Source organism: Veillonella magna DSM 19857 (genome assembly GCF_000428745.1).
Lineage (GTDB): Bacteria > Bacillota > Negativicutes > Veillonellales > Veillonellaceae > Veillonella_A > Veillonella_A magna.
The window spans coordinates 617438-633317 of record NZ_KE386795.1; the positions used below are offsets into that span (position 1 = coordinate 617438).

At 44.3% G+C, this 15880-nt stretch carries 16 protein-coding genes and 5 tRNA genes; all 21 read right to left on the bottom strand.

Features of this window, described 5'->3' with window-relative positions; all coding sequences use genetic code 11:
• Positions 1–43: 43 nt before the first annotated feature.
• Positions 44–505: a GNAT family N-acetyltransferase gene (locus tag G344_RS0109805; RefSeq protein ID WP_028256062.1), complete on the bottom strand. Its 462-nt coding sequence runs from the start codon at positions 503–505 to the stop codon at positions 44–46.
• A gap of 202 nt (positions 506–707) precedes the next feature.
• On the bottom strand, positions 708–1247 hold the full coding sequence (locus G344_RS11280; RefSeq protein ID WP_169718817.1) for a 2-thiouracil desulfurase family protein: 540 nt from the start codon (positions 1245–1247) through the stop codon (positions 708–710).
• A 57-nt stretch (positions 1248–1304) separates the two neighbouring features.
• Positions 1305–1393: transfer RNA gene (locus G344_RS0109815), tRNA-Leu, on the bottom strand.
• Positions 1394–1403: 10 nt separating this feature from the next.
• Positions 1404–1478: transfer RNA gene (locus G344_RS0109820), tRNA-Cys, on the bottom strand.
• Positions 1479–1487: 9 nt separating this feature from the next.
• Positions 1488–1562: transfer RNA gene (locus G344_RS0109825), tRNA-Gly, on the bottom strand.
• 5 nt (positions 1563–1567) lie between these two features.
• Positions 1568–1643 (bottom strand) — tRNA-Phe (locus G344_RS0109830).
• A 7-nt stretch (positions 1644–1650) separates the two neighbouring features.
• Positions 1651–1726: transfer RNA gene (locus tag G344_RS0109835), tRNA-Asp, on the bottom strand.
• Positions 1727–1902: 176 nt separating this feature from the next.
• Entirely contained in the window at positions 1903–2577 is a 675-nt protein-coding gene (locus G344_RS0109840) for an MBL fold metallo-hydrolase (RefSeq protein WP_051245904.1), read from the bottom strand.
• A gap of 21 nt (positions 2578–2598) precedes the next feature.
• A complete protein-coding gene (locus G344_RS0109845; protein WP_028256064.1) occupies positions 2599–4086 on the bottom strand; it encodes a TrkH family potassium uptake protein in 1488 nt (495 codons plus the stop codon).
• Between the two features lie 13 nt (positions 4087–4099).
• Positions 4100–5443 carry a Trk system potassium transporter TrkA gene (gene trkA / locus G344_RS0109850; RefSeq protein ID WP_028256065.1) on the bottom strand — a complete coding sequence of 448 codons (1344 nt, stop codon included), beginning with the start codon at positions 5441–5443 and terminating at the stop codon, positions 4100–4102.
• Entirely contained in the window at positions 5440–6372 is a 933-nt protein-coding gene (locus tag G344_RS11285; RefSeq protein ID WP_051245905.1) for a CvfB family protein, read from the bottom strand. The genes trkA and G344_RS11285 overlap by 4 nt, the downstream gene beginning before the upstream one ends.
• A 2-nt stretch (positions 6373–6374) precedes the next feature.
• Positions 6375–6734 (bottom strand): ribosome silencing factor, encoded by a 360-nt coding sequence (gene rsfS / locus G344_RS0109860; protein WP_028256066.1) that lies wholly within the window; start codon positions 6732–6734, stop codon positions 6375–6377.
• A gap of 120 nt (positions 6735–6854) precedes the next feature.
• Positions 6855–8000, bottom strand: coding sequence for an LCP family protein (locus G344_RS11290; protein WP_071838114.1), 1146 nt, complete (start codon positions 7998–8000; stop codon positions 6855–6857).
• 5 nt (positions 8001–8005) lie between these two features.
• Positions 8006–8581 carry a bis(5'-nucleosyl)-tetraphosphatase (symmetrical) YqeK gene (yqeK, locus tag G344_RS0109870; protein WP_028256067.1) on the bottom strand — a complete coding sequence of 192 codons (576 nt, stop codon included), beginning with the start codon at positions 8579–8581 and terminating at the stop codon, positions 8006–8008.
• 17 nt (positions 8582–8598) lie between these two features.
• Entirely contained in the window at positions 8599–9207 is a 609-nt protein-coding gene (nadD, locus tag G344_RS0109875) for a nicotinate-nucleotide adenylyltransferase (RefSeq protein ID WP_028256068.1), read from the bottom strand.
• Between the two features lie 156 nt (positions 9208–9363).
• Positions 9364–10623 (bottom strand): glutamate-5-semialdehyde dehydrogenase, encoded by a 1260-nt coding sequence (locus tag G344_RS0109880; protein WP_028256069.1) that lies wholly within the window; start codon positions 10621–10623, stop codon positions 9364–9366.
• Positions 10624–10637: 14 nt separating this feature from the next.
• Positions 10638–11759: a glutamate 5-kinase gene (gene proB, locus G344_RS0109885; RefSeq protein ID WP_028256070.1), complete on the bottom strand. Its 1122-nt coding sequence runs from the start codon at positions 11757–11759 to the stop codon at positions 10638–10640.
• A 90-nt stretch (positions 11760–11849) separates the two neighbouring features.
• A complete protein-coding gene (gene yhbY / locus G344_RS0109890; protein ID WP_028256071.1) occupies positions 11850–12137 on the bottom strand; it encodes a ribosome assembly RNA-binding protein YhbY in 288 nt (95 codons plus the stop codon).
• A gap of 17 nt (positions 12138–12154) precedes the next feature.
• Positions 12155–13426 carry a GTPase ObgE gene (obgE, locus tag G344_RS0109895; protein ID WP_028256072.1) on the bottom strand — a complete coding sequence of 424 codons (1272 nt, stop codon included), beginning with the start codon at positions 13424–13426 and terminating at the stop codon, positions 12155–12157.
• 77 nt (positions 13427–13503) lie between these two features.
• On the bottom strand, positions 13504–14670 hold the full coding sequence (locus tag G344_RS0109900; protein ID WP_038155322.1) for a S41 family peptidase: 1167 nt from the start codon (positions 14668–14670) through the stop codon (positions 13504–13506).
• 1 nt (position 14671) lies between these two features.
• Entirely contained in the window at positions 14672–15877 is a 1206-nt protein-coding gene (locus tag G344_RS0109905) for a murein hydrolase activator EnvC family protein (protein WP_028256074.1), read from the bottom strand.
• Positions 15878–15880 lie beyond the last annotated feature (3 nt).

The window sequence follows — 15880 nt, forward strand, 5'->3', positions numbered from 1 at the left end:
TCGTTGCGAGACCTTTCTAATATACCATTCAATACAATTGTTATTATGCTTCCTTTACCAACGGTAAGGTAAGATGAACTACAGTACGAATCGGTCGTTTTGTTTCTGCGTCAGTGCTACGGAATCCCAATACATTGTACAGCTGTTTAGCACTTTCCATGCTCGGCAAACTATCTAAAAGAAGCCGTTTATAGCCGTTTTCTTTTGCCTCTTCCACTACAATCTTAGCCATTGACATACCAAGACCGGTACGACGGAAGTCAGGACGTACATATAAACGTTTCATTTCGGCTGTCGATGCATCCACGCGGCGAATCGCTACACAGCCTGCCGGTTTACTATCTACAAAGGCAATATACATAGCTTCGCCTTCACCTTTATACTTCTTTTCTAAACCTTCAAACTCTTTGACATCTGCCGTAACACCCAAGGACTTTACATACTCTACAAACAACAACTTCATTTCATCAATGTATTCATGTCCGTCTCTCATTTCGAAATTCATAACAATCCCTCCTAGTATACACATATGTCAGTAATGCAATCGCCATTCCGCGCACATTGCTGTTTATCTCTTGTATATAAGATTCGCCATCTTGTATCTAATCTCCTCTAAAAATATATTTTATTTTATATACTTTCAAGTTCCCCTATATTCAAGATTATTTACGCTATATATTTAAGATTATTATGCTGTATATTCAAACTTATTTACGCTGATGCGTATCATGCGTATCTGTAAAGTAAATGGCTGCCTCTGCTTCCGTAATGACCTCTATACCGACTGCACGTAACGCCTCTACAGTAACACCGTCACCACTTCGTAATGTATGGGTGAAGGTTCCATCATATATTGTTCCATTACCACAACTGGGGCTTTTAGATTTCATAATAGCTAAACAGCAATCTTCCCGAATTGCTAATGTTACTGCTTGCTTTGCTCCTTTTTCGAATGCCTCCGTAACATCATCACCATCAGCAGTGATTACTCGAAGACCACACCGTTCTGCCGGTGTTCGTGGTGTAGACAGTCCTCCGGCTTCTTCGGGACAAAAAGAAATAATATCTCCCATAGTTTTAATTTTCTCCACAATTTGTTTATAGTTATGCCCTCCGTCGTAGCGACAAGCCTCTCCCATTAAACACGCACTGATCAAGATTTTTTCCCTTTTTTTCCTACTTGCTCCATCGCGAATTCGTTGAATGATATCTGCTATAGCACTCACATTCCTTGTTTGTTGCATCATTAATTTTCCTCCCATTAAATTTGGGCATAAAAAAAACAGACTGAAATCAGTCTGTAATGGTGCCGAGGACCGGAATCGAACCGGTACGGTTGTCTCCAACCGACGGATTTTAAGTCCGTTGCGTCTGCCTGTTCCGCCACCCCGGCAGGAAATGTGTGGAGGCGGCACCCAGAATCGAACTGGGGAATAAAGGTTTTGCAGACCTCTGCCTTACCGCTTGGCTATGCCGCCACATAAAAATGGAGCGGAAAACGAGATTCGAACTCGCGACCCCCGCCTTGGCAAGGCGGTGCTCTACCGCTGAGCTATTTCCGCATGTATGGTGCCTCAGGACAGAATCGAACTGTCGACACACGGATTTTCAGTCCGTTGCTCTACCGACTGAGCTACCGAGGCGAACAAATGGCGACCCCGATCAGATTTGAACTGACGATCTTCGCCGTGACAGGGCGACATGTTAACCGCTACACCACGGGGCCGTTCATAAGCTACTTCGTTATTATATGATAACCATCATTCATTGTCAAGTCATTTTTTCTTAACAATCTACGATTACCACTTCTAACGCAGTCGACTCTATGAAGAGTACGTTGTATATAATACAGCATCCCCTTCATTCCGTCAACTGTTTTTTTCTATTTTGTTAATCTTTTTTTCAACTTGGCCTACCAGTATCCGACGTATTAATATACGACTTAAGTTTTTCATTATATAATAACTCACGTCCTAAGGTAGTTATCTCTGCATGTCCCGGCAATATAATCAGCGATGGATCCCAGAAGCTTAAACGTCGTAGCGTTTGTGTTAACGATTGCTCATCACCGTTATAATTTTTTGTTGTGCCTATAGAATCCTTGAACAGCGTATCTCCGGTAAATAAGTAGCCCTCCAACTGAAACATAACACTGCCACGACTATGTCCGGGCATTTCATATACATAAAAAGATAATCCACCTACATCTAAAATAGATTCACTAATAGTAATGAAAGGTGCCGTAAACATCCCCTTGTACGATGACGGCATACGGCGCTTTGCATGAAGAAGTTCCTCATCACCGGCATGCATATACACAGGTGCCTTCGTCATTGCATATACACCATCGACGGCACAAACATGATCACAATGACCGTGAGTCAACAAAATAGCCGTCACCTTTGCCTTCCCCACCATATCCATCACTTGTTTGGCATGTAATCCCGGATCAATAACTACCGCTTTCTCTCCCTCTACATCCTTATAGATAATTACATAACAATTTGCCTTATATAACCCCAAAGGCTGCTTTATAATTCGATAGCGCTCCGTATGAGCTACAACTTCTCTGTTCATACTTTACCTCATGCCTTCCGCTTATCGCATGACAACACGATAACTACGCTTTCGTTGCTTAACAAAATAGCCTTGCCAGAAATCTGGATGCAACAACACCAAAAGGGTAAACAGCTCCAAACGTCCCAACAGCATATCTACAACACAGGTTAATTTAGCTACCGGATGTAATATAGCAAAAGAGTCTGTAGGCCCTAATGTACCAAAAGCCAACCCAACATTACCTAAAATACCGGCCACACATTGCAAGGATTCACCGACATTCAGTCCCGTACCGGCAATGATAATCGAAGAAATTGCAAATATCATCATATAAAGGAAGAAAAAGTGCTGTGCTAATTGTATCCATTTTACCGGCATTGGTTTGCCATTGATACGCACTGCTTGCACCATATCAGGATGTATTGCTTTACGCAGATAAATAATGCTGCTCTTCACTAAAATAATAATACGGATAATTTTAATTCCACCCGTCGTCGATCCGCTACAGCCACCAAAGAATGTAGACAAAAATAATACCATCTGTGCCATCATAGGCCATACATCATAGTCAGCAACAGCAAATCCCGAGCCGGTTTGCATAGAAATGAGCATAAAGGTAGCATCATTAAAAGACTGCAAAAACGATTCCGTTCCCTGTACACTAAGAGCCAATGTGATGAGCATAATGCCGATGCCCAGGATTAAGAGATACATACGATATTCAAAATCATACCAAATTTCCTTAATTCCTCGTTGAAATACGCTGTAGTAGACAGTAAAATTCCCTCCGGCCAATATCATGAATACTACTAAGATATAGCGTATCCAATAATTATCAGCATAGGCAAACGTTCCCGCTGCATTAGGCGTAAAGCCACCGGTAGCAATCGTGGAAAATGTCATATTAATAGCATCAAACCAACTCATTCCCGCACCGTAAAGAAGTATGCAGCAAACAGCTGTAAACAGCAAGTAAATGCGCCATAACTTAACTGCCATGGACTGAATCCGCGGCAAAACAACTCCGGGGCGTGGCACCGAAGCCTCAGCATTAAATAAATGGGCAGCATCGGCCCCTAAGTTTTTTAGAAAAGCCAATACCAAAACGATAATACCCATACCGCCCAACCAGTGTGTAAGCCCGCGCCAGAGAACAAAACTTTTCGGTACATTATCCAAATCTGCAATAACGCTGGCACCGGTAGCTGTGATACCCGATACCGATTCAAAAAGCGCATCAATAAAGGATGGTAAAATACCGCTAAAATAAAAAGGCAGCGCCGAAGCTAACGAAGATAGCAGCCACGTAGCGCTGACAATTAAAAAGCCATCACGCAGGCTGTAGTTAGTACCGGGCCGCCCCCAATAATAGAGTGCTCCACCTGTCAATGCCGTTAAAGCACTGACCGCTATAAATGAATAATATGGTTCCTCCCAGAGAAGACCATAACCAAAAGGTACCAACATAATGGTTGCCAATAGCAACAACAGCTGGCCCACGAGGTGCATGACAATCTGTATCTTCATAAACGCCCCTCCGTCAACCTTGCTTCAAATATGTCAGCAATTTATTTACATGCTCCGGCAACGAGAAAAAAACGATATGATCATTATCATACAATATCGTCGAACCTGTCGGCACAATCGTAGTATCACCGCGTACTACGGCACCTACCAACGCTTTCCCCGGAAGCCGTATATCCTTCAAGGCTTTTCCCACTAACGGAGAAATAGATGTCAATACGACCTCTACTGCTTCTGCTTTAGAGCCTTCAAATGTAGAGATACGAACTACATCCTCACCGGTACGAACCATACGCAAAATTTCACCGGATGTCAACAGCCGCGGTGAAAATACAATATCAATCCCTACCTGTTCCATCAGCGTAATGTATTCCGGTCGGCCTACGCGAACAATAGTTTTGGGCACGCCTAAATGCTTTGCTAAAAGAGCAACCAACAAGTTTAACTTATCGTCATCAGTCAGGCAAATAATAACATCGCTATCGGCTACTTCTTCTGCTTCCAACAAGCTCATGTCCGTACCATCGCCACAGATAACCATTGAGTTATTGACCTGGGTAGCCAATAACTCACAGCGTTCCATGTTTTTATCAATAACCTTCACATAATAGCCCGCCTCTTCCAATAGACGTGTTAAATTACGACCTATAAGACCGGCTCCAATAATGACTACATTCTTGGTTGGCCTCTGACTTACATGGAACCATCCTTCCACTTCACTGATAGCTGCCGTTGCTCCCAGGAAAAATACACTATCCATATATTCCAACGTACTTTCCCCATGAGGAATAATCATTTCCCCTTCGCGTAGTATACCTACCACCAAGACACCTTTCGGGAATTCTATATCCCGCAACGGACGACCACACACATCCAGATGTTCACGAATTTTAAATTCCATTAAGCGTACAGCACCGCTGGCAAAATCTTCTACATCAAGTGCAGCCGGTGTCTGAAGCACCTGTAATATTTCTTGAGCGGTAACCATCTCCGGATTAATAAATAAATCTACTCCCAACTTCTCCTGAAGTTCCCTATTACCGGCTTTTAAGTAATCATTATCGCGCACACGTGCAATGGTACGTGGTATACCGCCAAGCTTGGCCACGGTGCACGCCAACATGTTTACTTCATCGGAATCAGTAACAGCAATAAGCATCCCTACATCATCCATACCTATTTCTTGTAGCAATCGTAAACTGCTGCCGTTACCGTTAACCAAGCTAACATCCAAATTATTTTCTAGATTTTTAATGCGTTCCGCAGATTTTTCAACGATATATACGTCATGTTCGTCCTTTACCAATCGATCGGCTACAGAGTAGCCTACCTTGCCGGCACCGACGACAATAATCTTCATCTTCCGCACTCCTCTTCATGGTGTCCTTTAGCATTGTTTCCATCATTTGCCTTTAAGAACGCCTCTTTACCCTTATCCGTGAGGAATGTCCAGCCCTCTTCCTGATATACTAAACCATCTTTCATTAGATGACCTATGGCACGCTTAAAGGCCGCTTTGCTAAATCCAAACTTAGCTTTGATAATATCAGAAGCACTTTTATCGCTATACGGCATGCGACCGTTACGCTGTCCTAAATATGTCAACAGTGTATCACCGTCCGATACAAGAGCTGCTTCCTTCACAGGTCGCATAGACGCATTCAACCGTCCATCTTCACGCTTATAGGTAACGCGCGCTTTTACCATTTCGCCTACCTTTAACGATCTTGTCATTTCACTGCGATGAATAAAAGCTAACCAACGTTCCGGCGTAATAAAAAAAGCTCCCTCTGCGGTTATATTATAAATCGCTCCACGAATTTCACTGCCTAAGACAGCCGCCTCCGCTGGCTTAGCTGCCCGCCGCATCGCATCATCCACATCCATAGAAACCGCTAAACGCCCCGATTTATCCTCGTACAAACGAACCCATACTTTTTCGCCTACCTGGGGACGACCACGCATTTCTGCATGAGGCATAAAAATACCACGCTCCGTGCCGACCTCTACGAAGCAACCAAAACTTGTGCGATTAATAACTTCCACATAACCAATTTGTCCTACCGACATAGCCGGCAGACGCATACTGGCCGTCATGCGCCCCTTAGGGTCCTTGTAGAGGAATACCGTCACTTCGTCACCGATGGTAACCGGTGTTGTTTGTTGATCACGGTGTAAGAGAATATCATCATTGGTATTACCCGTGCCGCCATCTAAAAAAGCACCCTGCTCACTTTGACGCAACACCTTGAGAGTGGCAATTGTATTTTCTGCCAATGCTGTTGCCATGATTACTCTCCTTCAAAAGGAACAGTGGACGCATCACTCCACAATTCTTCCAAGCCATAAAAGTCACGCGCTTCTCCGCTAAATATATGACAAATAATATCACCAAAATCAAGAAGAATCCATTCGCCTTCGCGATAGCCTTCACGATGAACCACGGTCACCCCGGCTTCTGCACCGGCATCTTCCATCTCGTCAGCCACACTTTGTGCATGCTTTGGATTAGAAGCACTAACGACAACAAAATAATCCGACAGCATGGAAATACCTTCTAAATCCATAATAGTAATATTCTGGCCCTTCTTGTCGTATGCTTTTTGCGCCAACATAAGGGCAATTTTTTTAATATCTACTTTTTCCTTCATATAAACTCCTTTTCTACATATAACCGTTGCGAACAACATATTCCTATTTTAACCAGCAAGCATTACTTGTCTTTGGCTCGCTACATTGATATAGATAACAATTAGTTATCACAATCTTACTTAAATGCCTTTATCCTTTTCCGCTTCGGTTTCACTACTATTCTTGGTACCGGCTTCATTTATTTTTCCGTTGGCATCACTGTTACTTTTTGATGTACCGGATCCCGTAGTTGGTTCCGAACCAATATCAACAGGCTCATTTCCCATAGTAATTCCAATCAGTTGCTGCGCCTCCGTAGGATCATATGCCCAATACGTAGTCCCATCGATTGTTTCTTTTGTGCCCGGCAAAATAAAGTATCGAATCTGCTTAGCTTCCATAGATCGCATAGCAAAGGTTAACTTCATCGCATCCCAGGATGAAATATTTGTCGTAAAATCACCCCAAATACGCCATACATTCCATAGTTTGCTCACCGTTAGTGACTCAGTTTGACGACTAATGATTTCCTTAATCAAGCGTTCCGTACGAACCGTACGGCTAAAAGCATTTCCGTCTTCATCGAGAAAGCGCATATATTGCAATGCTTTATCATCAGTAAGTCGCTGATAACCGCGAGCCAGATTGATATCTGCCGTATCTGCACCAGATTCAAAATGCACCATATCACGTTCCACATAAAGATCCGGTGTTCCCCAAACATTAACCATTTTTTTAAATGCTTCTTCATCAACAATAACATAATAGGGAACAGAAATATGGAACATATCCTCCACTACTGCTTTAGTCAATTTAATATTGCCAGCACTATAAAAGGTATCAATGGCTTGCTGTGAAGTCTTATCGCGACTTTCTATTTTTGTATTAGACGGTATGCCGATAATATCCAGCTTACCTTGATCCTTATTAAGGGCTGCCAAGAAAATAGCATCCCCTTCACCTTGCTGTGATGCATCGCGGCCAACTACCAAAATATAAATCGGCTTATCCAGTGCCTTTTGTTCCACAGGTATAGTCGCCACTGCTTCCGGTCGTGTTGGCGATGCCGACGTACTGTTGGTAGCGGGTGAAGACACATAACGCATAACGGCACCGATGCCATAGACAAGTGCGCTTATAATCACAATAACTATAACAAAGGCTACCGCGATGCGGTCCCAACGGATTCCACGTTTTTTCTTGCGGCGTCGCCGTTTAGGACGTTGTATCGCCTCCGTCTCATTCGACTGTCCTTGCCTCTCTTGTTGTTCCTGCTGTTCATCCATGGCTCTCACCTGCTACGTTTCATCTGTGCCAAACAATCATTTCTACCTAAAATAGTTTTAAAATAAATACTTAGTTTCTGCTCTAATAAGTGAGCAATCGTCGAGTCATAGCCGGCTAATACGGCTTCATCTAAATCTATAAACGCCAATTTTCGCAGTGCATCAACACCGGGAAATTTACGCGACGGCTCAATATAATCAGCGAGAAATACGACCTTATCTAGCGCAGACATACCTACCTTGCCGGTAGTATGTACTCGAATAGCCTCCAATACCTCTTCATCATCGATACCATAATAGTCACGTGCCATCACAGCTCCGGCCAAACCATGTAGTAATGCCCCATTCTCATAGACAGCACGATCTACTAATACATTAGCTTCATCTACCATGGCTTGCATCTGACTTAAAGGTAATTCTTTGGCGCAATCATGGAGTAGCCCGGCCAGATATGCTTTATCCGGATCGGCACCATACCTTTTTGCCAATATTTCTGCTGTCTTGGTAACACCCATAATATGTGTAAATCGCTTAGGTGAAATGCGACGCTTCAAATCATTATATATATCTTCCATTGTCATGCTAGTAATGCCTCACTTCATAAATAGATGTCATGCTCTGCTATATATGTACAAACCGCCTTCGGAACCATATAGCGAATACTCTGTCCCGTACGCAATCGGCGGCGCAACTCTGTAGCCGATAATTCCATGGCCGGTACTACCAACGAATGTATTTTTTCTCGTCCCACATCACCGAAATAAGCAATGATATTTTCTATATCCGCCGTTCCATCGGGACGCGTAGCACCGATAAAATGACACAATTCTAAAAGTTCATCGATGTGTTTCCATGTTGGTAAATCCTGAATGGTATCCGTACCGGCAATAAAATAATATTCCACATCTTCGCCGTAGATTGTATGAAAATGGCGTACTGTATCCACCGTATACGACGGTCCTCCCCGGGCCAATTCTACATCCGACACAGTAAACTTCGGATTATCCATAATTGCGGCTGCCGTCATTTCATAGCGATAACGTGCTTCGATAACATCAGTATGCTTATGTGGTGGCTGGAATGCAGGTACAAAAATAACACGCTCCAACTCATAGGCTTCCAAGGCCCGCTCGGCAATCATCAGATGACCGAGGTGGATAGGATTAAAGGTACCACCAATAATCCCGATACGCCCCCGTTGTTTCATAAACTTTTCACTATCCTTATAAGAATAAGAGAAATAACCAACCATAATACAATGGCTTTTACATAAGATACCCACTCATAACGACCCTTGGCAGTGTTTATATACGCCAAGTAGCAACGTATATAATAGTACCACCGCAGTATATGATATCTTCCTTTAGCCACGCGTCTGTCCATCTCCGTAAACAAGAAATTTATACGAAGTCAACGCCGGCAACCCCATCGGTCCGCGAGCATGCAGCTTTTGCGTACTGATGCCTATTTCTGCACCATAGCCAAACTCAAATCCGTCCGTAAAGCGCGTCGATGCGTTAACGTATACCGATGATGCATCCACATCACGCATAAAAGTATCTGCTGTGGCCTTGTTTTCCGTAACAATACATTCAGAATGCTTCGTTCCATACCGATTGATATGGTCTATTGCCTCTTCCAAAGAGTCCACAACTCGACAATTCATAACCAAATCATTATATTCTGTGTACCAGCTCTCTTCCGTCGCCGGCATAGCTGCCGCTGTCAAACGTTGTATCGCTTCATCACCATATAAATGCACTCCGGCTTTTATTAGTGCATCAATAACATCAGGTAATATTGTATCTACCGCTTCACGATGAACAAGTAGCGTCTCTGCTGCGTTGCATACCGAAGGGCGTTGTGTCTTTGCGTTGATAACAATGGGAACTACCTTGGCCGGATCAGCTTCTTTATCCACGTACACATGTACTACACCACTTCCCGTTTCAATAACGGGAATACGGCTTTCTTCAACAATGCGTCTGATAAGGCCAGCTCCACCGCGAGGAATAACCACATCAATGTACGCGCGCTGGCGCAATAAATCGGATACCGCTTCGCGATCTGTCACTTCCACCAACTGCACCGCATCCTCCGGCAGTCCCGATTCCTTTAATGCTCTTCGCAACACCGCCACCAATGCACGATTCGATGCCATTGCTTCCTTGCCACCGCGCAAAATAACGGCATTCCCCGTTTTTAAGCACAATACAGCTGCATCAATCGTTACATTCGGTCTTGCTTCGTAAATCATAGCAATAACACCTAAAGGTACACGTCGTTTCTCAATACGTATACCGTTAGGACGCGTTGTGCGCTCCATACACTCACCGATAGGATCCGGCAAATCAATAACTTGACGCACCCCCAAAGCTATCTGTCGGATGCGCTCTGCTGTAAGCTGCAAACGATCCATCATCACCGGTGGCACGCCGTTTGCAGCCGCATGCTTCATGTCTTCCTCATTAGCCGTCAATATGGTAGCCATATCGGCTTCAAGTATATCCGCTACACGAGCAAGCACATCATTTTTCATTTTCGTCGATGCCTTCTGCATATCGAACGCCGCCGTCTTTGCCTGTCGCCCCATCGTTTCAAATAACGTCTTGTAGTCCATCATTGCCTTCACCTCTCTTAACGAAGCATAACTAAATTATCTCTGTGAATCACCTCTTCATATGTGCTGCCTATCTGTAATAACTCCGCAATATCTCGCGAGGAATGTCCTTTAATACGATCCAAGTCATAGGAAGAATAATTCACCATACCGCGACCGATTTCTTCACCTTCAAATACAATACTCACCGTTTCACCTTCATCAAATTCACCTTCTACTGCCGTAATACCAACAGCCAGCAAACTTGATCCCTGCGTCATCAGTGCATGAGCGCAGCCTTCATCAACAATGATTGTCCCCTGCAACCGAGAACCGAAGGCCATCCAACGTTTTTTCATATGAGGCTTCGTTGTACGCGGTACAAAATGAGTACCTACCTTTTCACCGGAGGCAACGCGACTGATAACTAACGGAGCTGCCCCCAAGGCAATAACCATATGAACACCGGAATTCACCGCAATATTGGCGGCTTCAATTTTTGTATACATTCCTCCGGTACCACGACTCGATCCGGCACCACCGGAAATCTCATAAATATGCGGTGTAATCTGATCTACTTCTTCGATCAGCGTTGCTGTCGGATCCGTCTGCGGATTAGCCGTATATAAGCCTTCAATATCCGATAAGATAATGAGCATATCCGCTTCTATGATACTTGCTACCGATGCCGACAACGTATCATTATCACCAATCTTCAATTCATCAACAGCGACAACGTCATTTTCATTGATAATAGGAATAACGCCTAATGTCAATAGCGATAGCAGAGTATTACGCAAATTAACGTAACGGCTGCGCTTGGTACTATCTTCGCGCGTCAATAAAACTTGGCCTACGGTATGACCGTATTCACCGAATAATTTTTCATACATATGAAGCAAAATGCCTTGCCCCACTGCAGCTGCCGCCTGTTTTGTGGCAATATCCTTCGGTTTTTCCTTAAGCCCCAGAGGAGCCAACCCCGCACCTACAGCCCCGGAGGATACAAGAATAACCTCCTTACCTTGATTAGCAAGATCTGCCAGTTGTTTAACTAACGATTCAATACGCAATATATTTAATCGTCCGTTCTCGTGAGTTAGCGTACTTGTCCCCACCTTTACGACGATACGCTTTGCTTGCTGTAATGCCTCTCTCATAATATGGCTCCTTTTTTCTAATACAACGTACAGGGTCAGCTATCGGATCACCGTCTTCACAGTGCCGGAGTCAGTGTACTACGCATCGATCTATTCGGGCAATATAATCTTCGGTTCTTCTTTAGCCTTATACAAAACGCCGTTATGACCAATAACCTGTACCAATTCAGCGCCCAACATGTCTGCTAAATCCTCAAAGGTCTCTTTCGGATCCACCGGTGCATTATTAAGGACTTTTACCTTAATCAACTCCCGTGCCGTAATGGCATCTCGTGCACTATCAATAACCGCGTTTTCCAAGCCGCCCTTACCAATAAACACTACTGCCGGCATCGTGCTGGCCATAGCTCTTAAAAATCGTTTCTGTTTGCCTTTCATATATACTCCTACATAATTTAATCATGATATACAAAGCGCTGATCGCCAATAACAACTTCGTCACCGTCTTTACAACCCTTCTCTTGGAGTTTTTTATCAAGTTCCATATATTTCCAAATTTTTTGGAAGCGACGTAAGGATTGTTCATCATCTAAATTTGTCATAGCTACTAGTTTTTCAATACGCGCTCCGGTAATAATAAAGGCTGCATCATCACCACGGGTAATGACAAAATCCACATCCGGTTTTGCTTCATACATTACCACATCATCCGTAGCATCCGGTTCCGGTACATAGTTTTCCACGTAATACCATGCTCGATGAACTAAATCGGATAAACCTTCACCGGTCAAAGCATTAACAGTAAATACTTCGTAGCCGTTTTCTTCAAAGTACGAACGTACCCTATCAATTGTTGCTACATCTTCTACGAGATCAATTTTATTCAAAGCAATCAATTGCGGTTTTTTACTGAGCTTTTCGCTGTACTTTTTCAATTCTTCGTTAATCTTATGGAAGTCCTCAATGGGATCGCGACCTTCGATACCAGACACATCTAAGACGTGAATTAAAATATTACTACGCTCTACATGGCGAAGGAAGTTATGACCTAAACCAACACCTTCGCTGGCCCCTTCAATAAGCCCCGGAATATCCGCCATGACAAAGCTCTTTCCATCATCTACGGAAACCACGCCAAGTACCGGCGTAAGCGTGGTAAAGTGGTATGCTGCTACCTCCGGCTTAGCCGAAGATACTTTACGAATAATACTGGATTTACCTACACTAGGATACCCCAAAAGGCCTACATCGGCCAGCACCTTTAACTCCAAACGCACCCAACGTTCTTCACCGGGCTCGCCTTTTTCCGCAAAGGTCGGCGCACGATTGGAACTAGTATGGAAGTGCGCATTACCGCGACCGCCTCGTCCGCCTTTGGCAACCACAAAAGTCTGACCGTCCTCAATGAGATCCGCCATTAACAACCCACTTTCCTCATCCCGCACCGTTGTCCCCATCGGTACGGGAATTATCAAGGACTCTGCATTACGTCCATATTTATTACTACTTTGCCCACCTTCACCGGCCGGGCCTTTAAACTGTCGTTTATATCTAAAATCAACGAGTGTGTTGATATTTCTGTCTGCTTTTAAAATAATATCCGCGCCTCTACCGCCGTCACCACCGTTCGGTCCGCCGTTAGGCACATATTTTTCGCGACGGAAACTACTCATCCCGTTGCCGCCGTCACCGGCCTTTACAAAAATTCTGGCAGAATCGATAAACATATTTTCCATCCTTTTCTTCACGTAACCGAATACTGATAGTAATCAGGCGGTAACGATACTACGTTACCGCCACCCGATTACCGTGACTGTAAAATTTCAATTGCTTTGGCCAACTGTGTGTCATCCACGAAATCACCCTTTGTTCCCGTTCTTCCCTCAGGAGACGGTAGTTCCACAGTGACATCCGGTGCGATGCCAGTTCCATCGATAACGCGATCATTTGGCGTATGGTATTTGGCAATGGTAATTTTAATGCCTTCATCACCGAATGCATTAACAACGGTTTGTACCGTCCCCTTGCCATAACTATTGGTTCCCACAATGGTCCCCACTTTTTCATCTTGTACAGCGCCGGCTATAATCTCCGACGCACTGGCCGATCCTTTATTGATAAGTACTACCAAAGGAATCGGTGTTTCCAGACCATCCGAATCATAACTTTCAGTATGTCCGCTCCTATCTTTTATAGTCACAATAGGACCTTTAGGTAGAATATAGCTGCCTACCTCCTGAGCTGCCGTCAACAAACCACCCGGATTATTACGCAAATCCAAGACCAACTTTTTCATGCCTTTGCCCTGTAATTCTTTATAGGCCTCTGCGAATTCCGTTCCTGTCTTTTCGGCAAATTGACTAATTCGAATATAGCCAATATCGTTGGTAAGCATCTTAGAACGCACCGTAGGTAATGTAATCTGTTCTCTTACAATAGAAATATCCATTGTTTCTTGACCGCGGGCAATACCGAGAACAACAGTAGTCCCCGCCTCGCCGCGTACCAAGGCAGATGCTTCTGACAAGGACATTGATTTGGTAGACGTACCGTTAATCGATGTAATTCTGTCACCTGTCTTAACTCCGGCTTTAGCCGCCGGCTGTTCCTCAATAGCGGATACAACCTCTAGACCATCCGGCCCCATACCCATAACGATACCAACACCGCTATACGTAGCCGAGGTTTGTTTCATAATCTGATCAAAATCATTTCGATCAAGATATTGACTGTGTGGCTCACCTAAGGACTCCATCATTCCTTTTAAGCTGCCGGTAAACAATGTTTCTTTTGCTACCGGATCCATGAAAAAATGCGTAGCAACAAAGTACGTGTAAAAAAATCGCACCATGCCCAACGGTGAGCCCGAAAGATACCAAAAGGTAAGCCACATCACTACCAGCCCAGCAAATATGTACTGTGCTGCTCGACGCAACAGGCCGAGTAATGTACCGCCTTCTCGTATATGCATATTATAAGTACCCCATCGGATCTACCGGTTCGCCATTTTGACGAACTTCAAAGTGAACGTGCGGACCTGTCGAGTTACCGGTACTACCGGCATAGGCAATAACCGATCCTTTCGATACCGTCTGCCCTTCACTGACTGCCAATTCGGAATTATGCCCGTAAAGAGTAGAAATACCATTACCGTGATCGATAATAACCGCATAACCGTAACCTGAAATCCAGCCGGATAATACGACTACACCGCCGTCAGCCGCATGAACCGGCGTGCCTTCATCAACACCGATATCAATACCGGAGTGTAAAATACTGGTACCCCAAATCGGATGCGTACGCCAACCAAACGGCGATGTAATTACACCGTTAACCGGCCAACTCAGTTGCCCTGTGCCTTGCACGTAGCCACCGCCGCCACCACCGGAGCTGCCTCCTGATGATTGCTGCTGTGCAGCAGCTGCCGCTGCAGCCGCCGCTGCTCGACGTTCAGCTTCACGTTGCTGCAACATGGCCTTAATATTAGCCGATGCTGCGGCTAATTCCGCATAGGCTTCTTCTGCTGCCGCTTTATCATTCATAGCCCGCTGTAAGACAACCTGACGTTCCTGTTTTTTCTTTTCAATAACTGCTTGTTCTTCTTGTGCTTCTTTTTCAAGAGCCACTAATTTTTGTTTATTCGCTTCCAGTGCAGCCCGTTGCTGTTCAATGGTTTCTCGTTCTGCTTTAATATCGGCAATAAGCTTCAAATCTGCATCAATAATACGTTTGAGCATTTCTAAACGATTAGCAAAATCGCTGAAATCCTTGGCGCCGATAACCACATCCAAATAACTGAGACGGCCGTTAATATAGATATCGCGAACACGCTTGGAGAAAATGCCTTCACGTTTTTTTAGACGCGCTTGCGCTTCGGCCAATTGTTTTTCATTTTTAACAATTTCCTTTTCCACGGCTAGCCGTTGCTGTTGTACGGATTTTAATTTATTAACGGCAGCATCCAATTCTACCTGAATCTGTCGTAGCTGCTCATTAACACTGCCGATGGTTGCTTCCGCATTCGCCTTTTTATTTGCCTGTTCGCTCATCTGTTGTTCAACGCCGGACAGCTGATTGGTTAAGTCTTCATCTTCTGCGTACGTCAGCGGAAAGCCTCCGATGAAGGTGGCACAGAGCATAACCGCTACGGCCTTTGAAAGCTTTGTTTGTTTTAACATAGC

Coding starts and splice junctions, on each gene's coding strand:
- G344_RS0109805 (WP_028256062.1), bottom strand. CDS start 505: ATGAATTTCGAAATGAGAGACGGACATGAATACATTGATGAAATGAAG.
- G344_RS11280 (WP_169718817.1), bottom strand. CDS start 1,247: ATGATGCAACAAACAAGGAATGTGAGTGCTATAGCAGATATCATTCAA.
- G344_RS0109840 (WP_051245904.1), bottom strand. CDS start 2,577: ATGAACAGAGAAGTTGTAGCTCATACGGAGCGCTATCGAATTATAAAG.
- G344_RS0109845 (WP_028256064.1), bottom strand. CDS start 4,086: ATGAAGATACAGATTGTCATGCACCTCGTGGGCCAGCTGTTGTTGCTA.
- trkA (WP_028256065.1), bottom strand. CDS start 5,443: ATGAAGATTATTGTCGTCGGTGCCGGCAAGGTAGGCTACTCTGTAGCC.
- G344_RS11285 (WP_051245905.1), bottom strand. CDS start 6,372: ATGGCAACAGCATTGGCAGAAAATACAATTGCCACTCTCAAGGTGTTG.
- rsfS (WP_028256066.1), bottom strand. CDS start 6,734: ATGAAGGAAAAAGTAGATATTAAAAAAATTGCCCTTATGTTGGCGCAA.
- G344_RS11290 (WP_071838114.1), bottom strand. CDS start 8,000: ATGGATGAACAGCAGGAACAACAAGAGAGGCAAGGACAGTCGAATGAG.
- yqeK (WP_028256067.1), bottom strand. CDS start 8,581: ATGACAATGGAAGATATATATAATGATTTGAAGCGTCGCATTTCACCT.
- nadD (WP_028256068.1), bottom strand. CDS start 9,207: ATGAAACAACGGGGGCGTATCGGGATTATTGGTGGTACCTTTAATCCT.
- G344_RS0109880 (WP_028256069.1), bottom strand. CDS start 10,623: ATGATGGACTACAAGACGTTATTTGAAACGATGGGGCGACAGGCAAAG.
- proB (WP_028256070.1), bottom strand. CDS start 11,759: ATGAGAGAGGCATTACAGCAAGCAAAGCGTATCGTCGTAAAGGTGGGG.
- yhbY (WP_028256071.1), bottom strand. CDS start 12,137: ATGAAAGGCAAACAGAAACGATTTTTAAGAGCTATGGCCAGCACGATG.
- obgE (WP_028256072.1), bottom strand. CDS start 13,426: ATGTTTATCGATTCTGCCAGAATTTTTGTAAAGGCCGGTGACGGCGGC.
- G344_RS0109900 (WP_038155322.1), bottom strand. CDS start 14,670: ATGCATATACGAGAAGGCGGTACATTACTCGGCCTGTTGCGTCGAGCA.
- G344_RS0109905 (WP_028256074.1), bottom strand. CDS start 15,877: ATGTTAAAACAAACAAAGCTTTCAAAGGCCGTAGCGGTTATGCTCTGT.